Origin of the sequence: Rhizobium sp. NPDC090275, from assembly GCF_044772225.1 — a bacterium.
Lineage (GTDB): Bacteria > Pseudomonadota > Alphaproteobacteria > Rhizobiales > Rhizobiaceae > Rhizobium.
The window spans coordinates 225,562-240,366 of record NZ_JBIVYL010000007.1 but is presented as its reverse complement, the minus strand read 5'-3'; the positions used below and the strand labels follow the sequence as shown (position 1 = coordinate 240,366).

The 14,805-nt window shown below is 63.1% G+C and carries 15 protein-coding genes; 10 read left to right on the top strand and 5 right to left on the bottom strand.

The annotated features are described in order from the left end of the window. Positions 1-2 precede the first annotated feature (2 nt). On the top strand, positions 3-629 hold the full coding sequence (locus ACIQUB_RS19335; RefSeq protein WP_113236416.1) for an aminotransferase class IV family protein: 627 nt from the start codon (positions 3-5) through the stop codon (positions 627-629). On the opposite strand, the gene ACIQUB_RS19330 is transcribed toward ACIQUB_RS19335, so the two are convergent. Further along, positions 626-1,531 (bottom strand): sensor domain-containing diguanylate cyclase, encoded by a 906-nt coding sequence (locus ACIQUB_RS19330; RefSeq protein WP_113236415.1) that lies wholly within the window; start codon positions 1,529-1,531, stop codon positions 626-628. The genes ACIQUB_RS19335 and ACIQUB_RS19330 overlap by 4 nt on opposite strands. Positions 1,532-1,696: 165 nt before the next feature. Between ACIQUB_RS19330 and ACIQUB_RS19325 the strand changes: the two genes are divergently transcribed. The 6 genes from ACIQUB_RS19325 to hemH all read left to right on the top strand — a co-directional run bounded on the left by ACIQUB_RS19325 (position 1,697) and on the right by hemH (position 8,417). Then, positions 1,697-2,068 carry a DUF4440 domain-containing protein gene (locus ACIQUB_RS19325; protein ID WP_113236414.1) on the top strand — a complete coding sequence of 124 codons (372 nt, stop codon included), beginning with the start codon at positions 1,697-1,699 and terminating at the stop codon, positions 2,066-2,068. A gap of 9 nt (positions 2,069-2,077) precedes the next feature. After that, positions 2,078-2,950, top strand: coding sequence for a DUF3445 domain-containing protein (locus tag ACIQUB_RS19320; protein ID WP_113236413.1), 873 nt, complete (start codon positions 2,078-2,080; stop codon positions 2,948-2,950). 137 nt (positions 2,951-3,087) lie between these two features. Continuing rightward, positions 3,088-4,539, top strand: a complete 1,452-nt coding sequence (locus ACIQUB_RS19315) for a homospermidine synthase (protein ID WP_113236412.1) — start codon at positions 3,088-3,090, stop codon at positions 4,537-4,539. 171 nt (positions 4,540-4,710) lie between these two features. Further along, positions 4,711-5,079, top strand: coding sequence for an outer membrane lipoprotein Omp10 (gene omp10 / locus ACIQUB_RS19310; protein WP_113236461.1), 369 nt, complete (start codon positions 4,711-4,713; stop codon positions 5,077-5,079). A gap of 214 nt (positions 5,080-5,293) precedes the next feature. Beyond that, positions 5,294-7,231: a 5'-nucleotidase C-terminal domain-containing protein gene (locus ACIQUB_RS19305; protein WP_402931395.1), complete on the top strand. Its 1,938-nt coding sequence runs from the start codon at positions 5,294-5,296 to the stop codon at positions 7,229-7,231. Between the two features lie 148 nt (positions 7,232-7,379). Next, on the top strand, positions 7,380-8,417 hold the full coding sequence (hemH, locus tag ACIQUB_RS19300) for a ferrochelatase (protein ID WP_402931393.1): 1,038 nt from the start codon (positions 7,380-7,382) through the stop codon (positions 8,415-8,417). Between the two features lie 183 nt (positions 8,418-8,600). On the opposite strand, the gene queE is transcribed toward hemH, so the two are convergent. The 3 genes from queE to queC are packed head-to-tail and all read right to left on the bottom strand — an operon-like array spanning position 8,601 to position 10,397. Continuing rightward, a complete protein-coding gene (gene queE, locus ACIQUB_RS19295; protein WP_113237071.1) occupies positions 8,601-9,332 on the bottom strand; it encodes a 7-carboxy-7-deazaguanine synthase QueE in 732 nt (243 codons plus the stop codon). After that, the gene (gene queD, locus ACIQUB_RS19290; protein ID WP_113237070.1) at positions 9,329-9,685 is read right to left on the bottom strand and encodes a 6-carboxytetrahydropterin synthase QueD; all 357 of its coding nucleotides are present in this window, start codon (positions 9,683-9,685) and stop codon (positions 9,329-9,331) included. The genes queE and queD overlap by 4 nt, the downstream gene beginning before the upstream one ends. 4 nt (positions 9,686-9,689) lie before the next feature. Then, positions 9,690-10,397, bottom strand: a complete 708-nt coding sequence (gene queC / locus ACIQUB_RS19285) for a 7-cyano-7-deazaguanine synthase QueC (RefSeq protein ID WP_113237069.1) — start codon at positions 10,395-10,397, stop codon at positions 9,690-9,692. Positions 10,398-10,591: 194 nt separating this feature from the next. On the opposite strand from queC, the gene ACIQUB_RS19280 reads away from it, so the two are divergent. Then, entirely contained in the window at positions 10,592-11,605 is a 1,014-nt protein-coding gene (locus ACIQUB_RS19280; protein WP_112945244.1) for an SPFH domain-containing protein, read from the top strand. A gap of 3 nt (positions 11,606-11,608) precedes the next feature. Beyond that, complete coding sequence (locus ACIQUB_RS19275) at positions 11,609-12,064, top strand: NfeD family protein (protein ID WP_047509498.1); 456 nt, start codon at positions 11,609-11,611, stop codon at positions 12,062-12,064. Between the two features lie 42 nt (positions 12,065-12,106). Here ACIQUB_RS19275 and ACIQUB_RS19270 read toward each other — a convergent pair whose 3' ends face one another. Continuing rightward, positions 12,107-13,102: a KpsF/GutQ family sugar-phosphate isomerase gene (locus ACIQUB_RS19270; protein ID WP_113237074.1), complete on the bottom strand. Its 996-nt coding sequence runs from the start codon at positions 13,100-13,102 to the stop codon at positions 12,107-12,109. 140 nt (positions 13,103-13,242) lie between these two features. On the opposite strand from ACIQUB_RS19270, the gene ACIQUB_RS19265 reads away from it, so the two are divergent. Next, positions 13,243-14,796 (top strand): outer membrane beta-barrel protein, encoded by a 1,554-nt coding sequence (locus ACIQUB_RS19265; RefSeq protein ID WP_113237068.1) that lies wholly within the window; start codon positions 13,243-13,245, stop codon positions 14,794-14,796. Positions 14,797-14,805 lie beyond the last annotated feature (9 nt).

Sequence of the window (14,805 nt, the reverse complement as noted above, 5' to 3'; positions counted from 1 at the left end):
CCGTGGCCGACTTCTCGCTGATCGAAACCCTGCGCTACGAGCCGGACACCGGCTTCATCCGCCTGCGCCTGCATCTCGCCCGCCTCACCCGCTCCGCCCGCCGCATTGGTTTCCCGCAGCCGGTGGGCGCGCTCGAAAGATTGCAGCAAGCCGTCGCCGGCGCCACATCTCACCAGCGCGTCCGGCTGACCTTCGACGAGAACGCGAATATCGAGGTCACCACCGCGCCCTTCACGCCGCTCGCGCCGGATACCACCTGGACCATCCGCATCGCCGATCAACGGCTGGACTCCGCCGACAAGCTGCTGCGAATCAAGACCACGCGCCGCGCCGTCTACGAGGCCGCGCGCACCGAATACACCAGTGATGAAGCCGACGAAGTGCTGATGCTGAACGAGCGCGGCGAGGCCTGCGAGGGCACGATCACCTCGATCTTCCTCGACGATGGCTCGGGCATGCTGCGCACGCCACCGATCTCCTGCGGCCTTCTCGCGGGGGTATTGCGTACAGAGCTGATCTGCCAGCGCAAGGCCCGCGTCGGCCGCATCACGCGCGACGATCTGAAGACGGGAAAACTCTATGTCGGCAACTCCCTGCGCGGGCTGATCCCGGCAAGGCTCATTGACTAGGCCACGATCCGCAACCGATCCCGCCCACCCTGCTTGGCATGATAGAGCGCCTCGTCGGCCCGCGCATAAAGTTCGCGTGCCGTATCGCCGGGATGCAGTTCCGCAAGCCCGGCCGAGCAGGTGTAGGAGAAACTCGGCGCATTCTGGATCGGCCGGGCGCCGCGCACCGTCGTCAATATCCGCTCGATGATCAGCTCGCCCTGCGCCAGGGTCGTGTCCGGCAGGATCAGCATGAACTCCTCGCCGCCGATCCGCCCAAAGCTGTCGCGACGGCGCACGAGGGGATGCACCCGGCGGGCGAAATCGACCAGCACGTCGTCACCCGTCTGATGCCCGTAGAGATCGTTGATGCGCTTGAAGAAATCGAGGTCGATGATGCAGATGCAGCCACCCATGGGCCGCGGCGCGGCATGCCCGTTGGCAAGACTGTCGAGCGCCGCCATCATGAAGCGGCGGTTGGAGACGCTGGTGAGCTCGTCCGTCTGCGATGCCTTCAGCGCGAAGTCGCGATCCTGTCTGATATCCCGCTCGCTGGCCTTCAGATGCGTGATGTCGCTGGCGATGCAAAGCATCCAGCCGTCCTTCTGAACCGTCTCCGTCATCCACAGCCAGCGCCCGTCGACCACATCCGTCTCGAAGGCACGAAACGGCAGCTTGCCGCGCCGCGATTGCGCCGAGACCAGCCAGGTCTCGAAGTCGGAGGTCCGGATGATCGTTCCCTTGCCGCTGCGCGTATTGCGCCGCATCAAGTCGGCCCATAGCGGGCATTCCTCGGGTTCCAAGGCAAAGGTCGTGCGAAAGGCCGGGTTTGCATAGCACAGACGATCGTCCTGATCATAAAGCGCGATCAGGACGGAACTGTCCTCCTGCAATTCCGCAAGCCGCTCCGATATCTGGTTCATCCGATGGTTCCGGGGCGTGGATATAAGATGATTCGCAGTTTGACGCAGAAATCTGAAAAGAAGATGGATGGTTTCGGCGCAATTGCACTATTTGGTTGTTCCGGAATGCGACGCCTTGGTTCACGGCGGAGATAGCCGGGCTGGAGGTTTGGGAGGGGTAAGCCGATGAACAGCGAACTGCGCGACCATATCCGTTTGCTGGAAGAGAGGTTGTTCGACCAGACGGTCCGCAACAAGCGCAGCCTGCTCGAGACCCTGCTCTCACCGGATTTTCGCGAGATCGGCAGCTCCGGTCGCCTTTATCGTTACGAGGAGATCATCGCCGCTCTGCTGGAAGAGCCCAGCGACGGCACGACGCGCCAGCTGACGGATTTCGAAATTCAAACACTCGCATCCGACGTGGTTCTCGCCACCTATCGCTCGGAGCGCATCGTCCGGGGGGAGCCGCCCGTCCAGGCGCTCCGCAGCTCCATCTGGCGCCGCGATGCCAACGGCACGTGGCGCATGGTCTTCCATCAGGGTACGCCGGAGCGCTAGAGTTCATCCATGACGCCACCGACCTACACGCCCTATGACGGCTCGGCCAAGCCTTTCACCATCGGCCTGATGCCGCTCGATGCCGACCGCTGGATCGAGCCCGATGCCGACTGGGCTCGCTATGTTGGCGAAAAGCGTGCGCTGGTCGAGAGCAGGCGCGACGATATCTTCGTCGCCGAAGCCGACACATTGGACGCACAGCAGGAAGCGCTCGACCTGCTGCGGCAACATCTGCGCGAACGCCACCCCAACCTCTGTGCCGACTTGCTAGACACTCGCAGCGATCTCCCGCCGCTGCTCCGCGCTGGCCTGATGATCCAGGACGATCTCGTCATCATGCGCCGCAAGCAAGATGGCTGGCATCTCGTGGCCGGCTTCGTCGCCTTCCCCTCCTCCTGGTCGCTGCGCGAAAAATTCGGCCGGCCCATGCATGCGATCCATGCGGATGTGCCGGGCTTCGGAGAGGGCACGCGCAACGCCACCCTCATCCACCGCATTTTCGACAATCTTCAGGTTTCTCAACCGGTCGAGCGGCTGAACTGGTCGGTCAACACCTCCAGCGCCCTCTTCCTGCCGCTCTCCAAGCACCGCCGCCCGCCGCAGGCAGAACCGTTCACGCTGGCCGATCGCTTCGCCCGCGTCGAGCGCCAGACGCTGCGCAAGCTCCCACGCTCGGGCGATATCCTCTTCACGATCCGCGTCTACGTCGATCCGATCTCCGCTATTGCCCATCACCCGCAGGCACAAAGCCTGGCGCTAAGCTTCGCAGCCCAGCTCGAAAGCCTCGACGAGCACCAGGCGGCCTACAAGGGACTGAGCCTGCAGAAGCGCGAACTCGCGGCGAAATTGCACGCGTTTGCAAGCAACGATCGCTTCACCTGATATTTACATTCCCGACCGGAACGCTCTTTATTGTGACGTGATTTTGTGATTAGAGCCGGTCACCTAGCGGTATTTGAACGATTTCAAATGAATTCTTAGAGGCTTCTCGCCTTCGTCGCCTTCCACAGGAGAAAAGAATGACGGAACAGAACCACCCGGTATATGCCGAAATTACCGGCCCGATCGTCATGATCGGCTTTGGCTCCATTGGCCGCGGCACGCTGCCCCTGATCGAGCGCCACTTCAAGTTCGACAAGAGCCGGATGGTCGTCATCGACCCGCGTGAAGAGCCCTCCGACATGGAGATCCTCAAGCAGCACGGCGTCCGTCACATCAAGGAATATGTGACGAAGGACAACTACAAGGAACTCCTGAAGCCGCTTCTGACCGAAGGCGAAGGCCAGGGCTTCTGCGTCAACCTCTCGGTCGACACCGGCTCGCTCGACCTGATGAAGCTCTGCCGCAAGCTCGACGTTCTCTACATCGACACCGTCGTCGAGCCGTGGCTCGGTTTCTACTTCGACAAGTCCATGAAGAACGCCGACCGCACCAACTATGCGCTGCGCGAAACCGTTCGCAAGGAAAAGGCCAAGAACCCTGGTGGCGCCACCGCCGTTTCCACCTGCGGCGCAAACCCGGGCATGGTTTCCTGGTTCGTCAAGCAGGCGCTGGTCAACCTCGCCAACGACACCGGCCTCAAGTTCGACGAGCCGGATCAGCATGACCGCGAAGGCTGGGCCAAGCTGATGAAGAAGCTCGGCGTCAAGGGCGTCCACATCGCAGAGCGCGACACGCAGCTCACCAAGACCCCGAAGCCGCTCAACGTCTTCTGGAACACCTGGTCCGTCGAAGGCTTCATTTCCGAAGGCCTGCAGCCGGCCGAACTCGGCTGGGGCACCCACGAAAACTGGATGCCGAAGAACGCCAAGAAGCACAAGAAGGGCTGCCAGGCCGCCATCTACCTCGAGCAGCCGGGCGCCAACACCCGCGTTCGCACCTGGTGCCCGACGCCTGGCCCGCAGTATGGCTTCCTCGTCACCCACAACGAGTCCATCTCGATCGCCGACTACTTCACGGTGCGCGACAAGGACGGCGAAGTGACCTTCCGCCCGACCTGCCACTATGCCTACCATCCCGCCAACGACGCCGTTCTGTCGCTGCATGAGATGTTCGGCAATGGCGGCACCGCGCAGCCGGTTCACCACGTTCTCGACGAGCACGAACTCGTTGACGGCGTCGACGAACTCGGCGTGCTGCTCTACGGCCACGAGAAGAACGCCTACTGGTTCGGCTCGCGCCTGTCGCTCGAAGAGACCCGCCGCATCGCGCCTTACCAGAACGCCACCGGCCTGCAGGTCACCTCGGCGGTTCTGGCCGGCATGGTCTACGCGCTTGAAAACCCGAGGGCCGGCATCGTCGAAGCCGACGAGATCGACTACAAGCGCTGCCTCGAAGTACAGCTGCCCTACCTCGGCCCGGTCGAAGGTCACTATACCGACTGGACCCCGCTCGATGGCCGCCCGGGCCTCTTCCCAGAGGACATCGACACCAAGGATCCTTGGCAGTTCAAGAACATCCTCGTTCGCTGATAGAAACGAGATCACGATCACCAGATGCCCGCCGCAAGGCGGGCATTTTTGTAACGCCTGCTGTATAAATGCCCTGACGCGCGCAAGAAGCCTTGCCTTCCCGGAACGCTCGCGCCATGTGTTCGTTAACCAAGCGTTATGTTTTTCGGTCTGAACTTCCGGGAGAATCTTATGAGACTCAAAACCCTCCTCGTGATCGCGAGTGCTTCGGCGGCCCTTTCGGCCTGCGTTCCGCAGTCACCGCGTCCGATGCCCGTTGCCGCCGCCCCGGCGCCGACAGGCGTGGAAGGCTCCTGGTCGGATCCGAACGGCATCATCTCCACCTTCCAGGCCGGGACGTTCACGACGCGCACGACCGACACCAACCAGATGCTGGCCTCCGGCACCTACATCAACACGTCGCCGACGCTGGTCGAGATCAACATGACCTCGCTGGTGCGCAAGACGCAGTCCAAGGTCAACTGCGCGCTGGTCACCCAGAGCCAGCTCAACTGCACCTCCGACAGCGGCTCGCAGTTCAGCCTCAACCGCCACATGTAAATCGCCTTGTATGGTCGATCGGAAAAGCTCCCCTCGCGGGAGCTTTTTTTGTTTACCGCTCTTGGAATGCACCCGCGCTGTCACAGGTTTTTCTCTTGCGGCCACTAAGGGTTGATGGAAACATCGACCGTGTAGGGACGGCGGGGCTTGGGGGACTGGCATCCGGCAAAACGGATCGGGTTCGAGCGTCGCCGATAAAAACCAGGAGAACAGGATGACGAAGTCGTTTCAATTCGGTCTGCTGACCGCGTCCGTATTGGCGCTGTCGAGCAGCGCCGCCTTTGCCGATTACCAGCTCAATATTTTGCACATCAACGATTTCCATTCGCGCATCGAGGCGATCAACAAGTTCGATTCCACCTGCTCGGCCGAAGAGGAGAGCAAGAAGGAATGCTTCGGCGGCGCCGCACGCCTCAAGACCGCGATCGACCAGCGCCGCGCGGCATTGGCCGGCCAGAACGTGCTGACGCTCAACGCCGGCGACAATTTCCAGGGCTCGCTCTTCTACTCGACATACAAGGGCACCGCCGAACTGGAGATGGTCAACGCGATCAAGTTCGACGCCATGACGCTCGGCAACCATGAATTCGATGATGGCGAAAAGGCGCTGGCGCCGTTCATGGACAAGGTCGCCTTCCCCGTCACCGCCGCCAATGTCGAAATCTCCGACGCCTCGACGATCAAGAAGAAGCCGGAACCGTCGGTCGTGCTCGAGATCGGCGGCCAGAAGATCGGCATCATCGGCGTCGTCACCACCGAAACCCCGGAGCTCGCCTCCCCCGGCCCGAACGTCAAGTTCACCGACGATGTCGCGGCTATCACCAAGGAAGCCGCCAAGCTCAAGGCCGAGGGCGTCAACAAGATCATCGCGCTGACGCATGTCGGCTATACCAGGGACCTCTCCGACATCGCCAAGATCCCCGATGTCGATGTCGTCGTCGGCGGCCACTCGCACACGCTGCTGTCGAACACCGACCCGAAGGCCGAAGGTCCCTATCCGACCATGGTCGACAATCCCGGTGGCTATAAGGTCCCCGTCGTCACCGCCGCCTCCTACAGCAAGTATCTCGGCGATGTCGTGATCACTTTCGACGACAACGGCGTCGTCAAGGAAGCCAAGGGCGATCCGATCCTGATCGACAGCTCGTTCACGCCCGATCCCGAAATCGCCGCCCGCATCACCGAGCTCGCCAAGCCGATCGAGGACCTGCGCAAGAAGGTCATCGGCTCCTCCGAGGGCCCGATCGAAGGCGACCGCAAGGTCTGCCGCGTCGAGGAGTGCTCGATGGGCAACCTCGTCGCCGACGCCATGCTCGATCGCGGCAAGAGCCAGGGCATGCAGATCGCCATCCAGAACGGCGGCGGCCTGCGCTCGTCGATCGACGGCGGCGACGTCACCCAGGGCGAAGTCGTCACCGTCCTCCCCTTCCAGAACACGCTCGCAACCTTCCAGCTGACAGGCGCCGATATCCGCGCAGCGCTGGAAAACGGCCTCGGCAAGATCGAGGAAGGCGCCGGCCGCTTCCCGCAGGTTGCGGGCTTGAAGTACAGCTTCGACAAGTCGAAGCCGCCAGGCAGCCGCGTCGTCTCCGTCGAGGTCAAGGACGGCGATGCCTTTGTGCCCCTCGACGACGCCAAGACCTACGGCGTGGTCACCAACAACTACATGCGCGCAGGCGGCGACGGCTATTCGATCTTCGCCACGGCGGGCAAGAACGCCTATGACTTCGGCCCCGATCTCGCCGACGTCACCGCGGACTTCCTCGCCGCCCATTCGCCCTACAAGCCCTACACGGATGGACGTGTGACCGAGGTCGCCTCTTCGGCCGCAGCGCCTGCACCGACGGCATCCGAGACGACCATACCGGCAGCCCCCTCGGCACCGGCAGCAACCGCACCGGCACCGGCCACGCCTGAGGCAACGCCCGCTCCCACCGCTCCGGCAGCAACCGCACCGTCCACGGAAGCCCCTGCGGCCCTCGCTCCGAACACGCCGACCACCCACGTCATCGCATCGGGCGACACGCTGTGGGATCTCGCCAAGCAGTTCTATGGCGACGGCACGCTCTGGAAGAAGATCTCCGAGGCCAACGGCAAGCCGACCCCGCGCCACCTGACTGTTGGCAAGGAGCTGCAGATCCCGTCCAAGTAAGCCTTGCGGCTGGACGGCATAAAGTATGACGATTTGTCCCAATGATGTGAGCCGGTCCGGGGTTTCCCGGGCCGGCTTTTGTTCCTATAGGGTGAACCATTCGATCTCGTCCGCGTATGAGCGGCTGAGCAGCAGAACTGAGGTTTGAATGACGACCGTTGATACCACGCACCATCCGGCGAACCACCCGAAGGTGAACTATGGCAAGGTGGGCGTCCTGCTCGTCAATCTCGGCACGCCTGACGGCACCGACTACACCTCGATGCGCCGCTATCTCAAGGAATTCCTGACCGACAAGCGCGTCATCGAGTGGTCGCCCTGGAAGTGGTATCCGATCCTCTTCGGCATCGTACTGAACACCCGCCCGGGCAAGGTCGGCAAGGCTTACGAGCTGATCTGGAACAAGGAAAAAGACGAGAGCTATCTGCGCACCTACACGCGCAGCCAGTCCGACCTGATGGCCGAGCGGCTGAAGGATTTGGAGAACGTCAAGGTCGACTGGGCCATGCGCTACGGCACCCCCTCGATCGCCTCGCGCATCCAGGCGCTGAAGGACGACGGCTGCGACCGCATTGTGCTCTTCCCGCTCTATCCGCAATATGCCGCCGCCACCACCGCGACCGTCAACGACAAGGCCTTCCAGCACCTCTTGACGATGCGCTGGCAGCCGGCGCTGCGCACCGTGCCCGATTATCACGACGACGACACCTATATCGAGGCGCTGGCCAACTCGATCACGAAGCACCTGTCGACGCTCGACTGGCAACCGGAAAAGATCATCGCCTCCTTCCACGGCATCCCCATGTCCTACTTCAAGAAGGGCGATCCCTATTACTGCCAGTGCCAGAAGACCGGCCGCCTGCTGCGCGAAAAGCTCGGTCTGTCGAAAGACCAGTTCATGGTCACCTTCCAGTCCCGCTTCGGCCCGGAAGAGTGGCTGCAGCCCTACACCGACAAGACGGTGGAGCAGCTCGCCAAGGACGGCGTGAGAAAGATCGCTGTCCTCAACCCCGGCTTCGTCTCCGACTGTCTGGAGACGCTGGAAGAGATCGCCGAGCAGGCGGCCCATTCCTTCCATGAGAACGGCGGCGAGAAATTCGCGCATATTCCGTGTCTGAACGACAGCGATGATGGGATGGCGGTGCTGGAGAAGGTGGTGCGGCGGGAATTGTTGGGATGGGTTTGAGATAAGTTACGCTGCGGCCTGAAACACCCTCTCTGGCCTGCCGGCCATCTCCCCCACAAGGGGGGAGAAGACCCGCGGCACTCGACTGCCTCAATTGCGCACCGAGCGCGAGGCTAGGTTAAGCCCTCCCCCTTGTGGGGAGGGTTGGGAGGGGTCTTTTATCGAGCACCCCACCAATCCCACTCACACCCCCCGCCGATTCCCCCACAACAACACATGCAGCTGCGGCAGCACCCTCGCCTCGAACCACCGATCCTCGGTCACCTTCCCCACCAGCCACAACATCCGCTCCATGATCCCGTCGATATCGATCCTGGCATCATCGTCATCGGCAGGCGGTGGCGTGTGGTTGCCCGGCTGCAGATAGACCGGCAAATCCGGATACCGTCCCGCAACCTCCCGCGCATATCGATAATCCCGCTCATCGAACACCACGATCTTCAACGCAACCTCAGGCCCGCCGGCAGCCTTCCGCAGACAGTCCTCGAACTGCCCCCAATCCGTCTCCATGCCGCTCGACGGCGGCTTCGGGCTCAAGACCAGCGTGTCGAGATCGGCAAACCAATCCCTGGCGACACTGCCCTGCGTCTCCAGCGCGAACCGATAGCCCTCGCCATGGCCGCGCGCAATCAGCGGCCCGAGCGGCTGGATCGCCGGATTGCCGCCGGAGAGCGAGACGGTCAGCGGCTGCCCGCCCGAGAGCGAAACGACCTCGGCCCAAATCTCCTCCACCAACATCGGCGTCCATTGATCGCGATATTCGCTGTCGACGGCATGCAGCGTGTCGCACCACGAACAGCGGTAATCGCAGCCGCCGGTACGCACAAACACCGTCGGCAGGCCGATCAGCACCCCCTCGCCCTGGATGGTCGGCCCGAAGATCTCGCTGACGCGGATCTTGTGATCGGCGCTCATGGCCGATACTCCGCCCACGTCTTCGGCGTCTCGCTGACCCGGACGGCCGACGTTTCCGGCAGGATCGCCTTACACCAGTCGTAAAAGTGCTTGGCGAGATATTCCGACGTCACCCGATCATGACCAAGCACCTCGTTCAGATGCCGGTGGTCGAAACGATCGTCGATATAGCGCTTCAGCGGGGCAAGCTCGTGATAATCGCGCACGAAGCCGTCCGCGTCGAGCTCTGACGCGGCAAGCTCTACGACGACGATATAGTTGTGGCCATGCAGCCGCGCGCACTGGTGATCGGCGGGCAGGTGCGAGAGCTGATGCGAGGCGGAGAAGTGGAATTCCTTGGTAATGCGGAACACGGGGTTACACCTCCGTGGCCGAGAAGCCCGATGTCGCCGACTTCCAGAAATCCGCGTCCTCGTACTCCGTCGGGTCCGCGACGCCAGCCAGATGGAAGGCCTCGCGCCGCTCGACGCAGGTGCCGCAGCGCCCACAATGGCGCGCCCCGCCCTTGTAGCACGACCACGTCTCCGCAAACGGCGTGCCGTGCTTTGCCCCATCCGTGACGATATCAGCCTTGGTGGCATTGACGTAGGGCGCCTGCAGCTTGACGCTGGCATAGCCGTCCAGCGCGGCATCCTGCATCACCTGAAACGCGTCGATGAAGCCGGGGCGGCAATCGGGATAGATGAAGTGATCGCCGCCATGCACGGCAACGGCAACGGCATCCGCCTTCTGCGCGGCGGCAAGCCCGAAGGCGATGGCGAGCATGATGGCGTTGCGGTTCGGAACCACCGTCGCCTTCATGGTTTCCTCGGCATAGTGGCCGTCGGGCACGTCGATATTGTCGGTCAGCGCCGAGCCGGTGAGATGGCTGCCGATCGGCCTGATGTCGATGATCTGATGCGGCACGCCGAGCCGCTTTGCGCAGGCGGCGGCATAGTCGAGTTCCTTGCGGTGACGCTGGCCGTAATCGAACGAGAGCAGGCCGATAAGTTGCTGTTCCGCGGCGATCCTGTGCGCAAGCGAAACGGAGTCCAATCCGCCGGAGCAGATGACGATAGTCTTCATGATGTTTGATCCCTTGTTTTGACCGGGTGGGCTGCGACCGGATAGGCGCGTTCTAGGCCAAAGGGACCGCATTGTGAAGAACCAATCGAACCCCCATATTTGATGGGTAACGCGGCACGACTACCTGAGAGCGTGGCTTTTGAAATCGTCTCGGCTAAGGTGCGGCTATTCGATTCGGATTTGGGAGGTATTTCATGGTTTTGGGCGGCTTCGACATCGTGGTCATCGCGCTGGTGGTCTTCGTCATCCTGGTGCTCTTCGCCGGCATCAAGACGGTCCCGCAGGGTTATCAGTACACGGTCGAACGCTTCGGCCGCTACACCCGCACGCTGGGTCCCGGCCTCAACATCATCACCCCCTTCATCGAGCGCGTCGGCGCCCGCATGAATGTCATGGAGCAGGTGCTCGACGTTCCGACGCAAGAAGTCATCACCCGCGACAATGCCTCCGTCTCGGCCGATGCAGTCGCCTTCTACCAGATCCTCAATGCCGCCCAGGCGGCCTACCAGGTCTCCAACCTCGAAAACGCCATCCTCAACCTGACCATGACCAACATCCGCTCGGTCATGGGCTCGATGGACCTCGACGAGCTGCTTTCCAACCGCGACGCCATCAACGACCGCCTGCTGCGCGTCGTTGACGATGCCGTCCAGCCCTGGGGCATCAAGGTCACCCGCGTCGAGATCAAGGACATCCAGCCGCCGCGCGATCTCGTCGACGCCATGGCCCGCCAGATGAAGGCCGAGCGCGAGAAGCGCGCCCAGGTGCTGGAGGCCGAAGGCTCAAGAAACGCGCAGATCCTGCGCGCCGAGGGCGCCAAGCAGTCGGCGATCCTGCAGGCGGAAGGACAGCGCGAATCCGCCTTCCGCAACGCCGAGGCGCGCGAACGTCTGGCCGAGGCCGAGGCCAAGGCCACCAAGATGGTGTCGGAAGCGATCGCCGCCGGCGACGTGCAGGCGATCAACTACTTCGTGGCGCAGAAATACACAGAGGCGCTGACCGCTATCGGCTCGGCCACCAATTCCAAGGTCGTGCTGATGCCGATCGAGGCCTCGTCAATCATCGGCTCGCTGAGCGGCATCGGCGCCATTGCCAAGGAAGTCTTCGGCGGCGGCGACACTCCGCCGGCAGCCCCTGCCCCGCGTCAGGTTCAGGCACCGCGCACCACGCCGCAGGTCAACCCGTTCAACCAGAACCCGGAGCGCTGATAGATGCTGGCCGCCATCACATCGGAATTGGGGCCATGGAGCTGGTGGGTCGTCGGCCTCGTGCTGCTCGCCGCCGAGATGCTGGTGCCCGGCTTCTTCCTCGTCTGGATCGGCCTTGCGGCAATCGCCGTCGGCGCGCTGTCGCTGCTCTTCTGGGATAGCGCCTTCTGGGTCTGGCAGCTACAGGCGATCCTGTTCGCCGCCTTCGCCGTCGCCGCCACTTTCATCGGCCGCAAGCTGACGCGCGATCATGGCGAGACGGACGAGCCCTTCCTCAACCAGCGCGGCGCCAGCCTCGTCGGCCGCACGGCCACGCTCGCCGAGCCGATCACCGAGGGCCGCGGCCGTATCAAGCTGGATGACACGCAATGGAAAGTGAGCGGCCCGGATCTGCCCGTGGGCGCGCGCGTCAAGGTCATATCAAGCAACGGCCGCGACCTGACGGTCGAGGAAGCCTGATCTCGATCAAGCTGGCCTTGATCCCGATCAAGCTGGCCTTGATCAGGCCACGCCGATCCTGAGAAGATCGTGGAAATGAATGAGCCCGACCGGCTTGTTGTCATCATCGACGACGATGAGCGCGCCGATGCTGTGCTTGTTGAGCAATGCCAGCGCCGCGGTCGCCAGGACATTCGGCTTCACCGTCTTCGGCGAACGCGTCATGATATCGTCAACCACGAGCTCCGAAAGGTTGCGCGACAGATTGCGCGCCATGTCGCCCTCGGTGACGATACCGCAAAGCCGGCCGTCATCGTCCAAAATGCCGACGCAGCCGAAATGCTTGCGCGATAGCGTCGAGATCGCCTCCGGCAGCGGTGTGCCCTTGGCAACCAGCGGCACGCGCTCGCCAGTGTGCATGACGTCGGCGACGTGGCTCAAGGCCGCACCGAGCTTGCCGCCGGGATGGAACACATGGAAATCGCGCGCCGTAAAGCCACGCGCCTCCAGAAGAGCGATTGCCAGTGCATCGCCGAGCGCCAGCTGCATCATGGTCGACGTGGTCGGCGCCAAGCCGTGCGGGCAGGCTTCCTCGACATTCGGCATCAACAGCACGACATCGGAGGCCTTGGCCAGCGATGAGTCCGGCGAGCAGGTCATGGAGATCAGCGGAATGGAGAAGCGGCGCGTATAGGCGATCACGTTGCGCAGTTCCGCGCTCTCGCCGCCCTTCGACAGCGCCAGCACCGCATCCCCCAGCCCCACCATGCCGAGATCGCCGTGATTGGCCTCGGCGGCGTGCATGAAGAAGGCGGGCGTTCCTGTTGATGCCAGCGTCGCGGCGATCTTGACGCCGATATGGCCGCTCTTGCCGACGCCGGTGACGATCACCCGCCCCGAAATCCCGCCGATCGTTTCGACGGCCTGCATGAAAGGCCCGGCGAGATCGCCGTCAAAGGCCTGTTCGAGGGACACCAACGACTGTCGTTCGGTGGCGAGTGTGCGCCTGGCCGAGTCGATCACGCCGTTGTCGATGAGATTTACCGCTCGCTTGATCATCGCCATCCGTTAGCCGCTTTCCAGCGCGGTGTCCACCATAGCGGCGGATTGAGCACCGCCTTCGGCCAAATGGCAACGAATGGTTAACCACGAGGCTTTACGTTCGGGTAACCACTTCGAAGCATGCCGAGCGCGACCATATGGGCCATTGGAGACATACGAGCAGTCTGACGCCGCTCCGCGCGGCGGGCGTTGCCGTGTCTGTGGTGTTGGCAGGTCTTGAGCTCGCAGCCCCCACTTCGGCGCTCGCCCAATCGGCCCGCACGGCCGCATCCTCCTCCCCGCTCTCCCAGTCCGCCTACATCGCCACCCCCGATGCCACGGGCGATCAACCGGATGACGGCACGGCCATACCCGGCGCCACGGCCTCCGCCGACGACCCGGCCAATGCGAACGACGGCACCGCCAACGCCACCACCGCGACCACACGGCAAACCACATCGGGCGACCAGCCGAGCGATGAGACCACCGGCTCCATTCTCGACGAAGACATGATGCGGCTGAACACCCGCGAGGCGCCGCTCGACGAGCGCAGGCCGCGCAAGCCCGACGTCAATCTCTCGACCGAGGAAACGCCTGGCATCCGCGTCGGCACCTTCGTGCTGCGCCCGACCGTGACGCAGAGCATCAACACCGAGACGCAGAAGGACGGCGACGTCAAGCAGACGCGCGCCTTCCTCGAAACCGACATGAAGACGACGCTGACGTCGGACTGGGCGCTGCATCAGCTGCTGATCACCAGCGAGGGCGCCTGGCAGAAGAATGTCAGCGGCGAAGGCGAGGAGCAGCCGGACTTCCGGATCAACGGCGATCTGAGGCTCGATCTCCCCGAGGAAACCACGGCCCACATCACCGGCGGCTACCACTTCTACCGCGAAGACACCGACGACCCGAACGCCATCCAGAACGCCGACCAACAATCCGACGTGCAGGAGTTCACCCTAGGCGCCTCGATCGAGCGCGACTTCGGCATCCTGCGCGGCAGCACCGGCATCGATTTCACCCGCACGATCTATTCCGACGCCACGCTGTCTGATGGCACCGTGGTATCCCTCAGCGACCGCGACCAGACATCGGGCACCCTGCGCGGCCGCATCGGCTACGAGCTCTCGCCGGCCCTGATCCCCTTCCTCGAAGGCAATGTCGGCAAGACGGTGTATGACCAGACGACGGACGTGGCGGGCTACCAGCGCTCCGGCGACAGCTACGGCGCCAAGGTCGGCGTCGAGGTGGATCTCGGCGAAAAGCTGCGAGGCGAAGTGGGCGTCGGCTACGAGATCGCCAGCTTCGACGACAACAGGCTCTCCGATATCGACGCAACCGTGCTCGATGCCAGCGTCCGCTGGTCGCCTCTGCGTGGCACGGATATCGATTTCGGCCTGCAGACCAGCCTGCAGCCATCCACCACGCCGGGTGTCGCCGGCTATATCTCGCGCGCCATGACGACGACGGTCACGCATCAGCTGCGCGACAATCTGGTCGGAACCTTCCTGGGTGGGATAACCTTGCGCGACTATCCGTCGGATAGCACGATCAGCGACGAGACGGTCTATACGACCAGCGCCGGCCTGACCTGGAACATCAACCGATATCTCGATCTGACGAGCACCATCGGCTACGAACTCACCTCCAGAAAAGTCGGCGCCGACTCGCAGCAATGGCGAGCCGGCGTCGGTTTGAAGCTCAAACGCTGAGAGCAATCG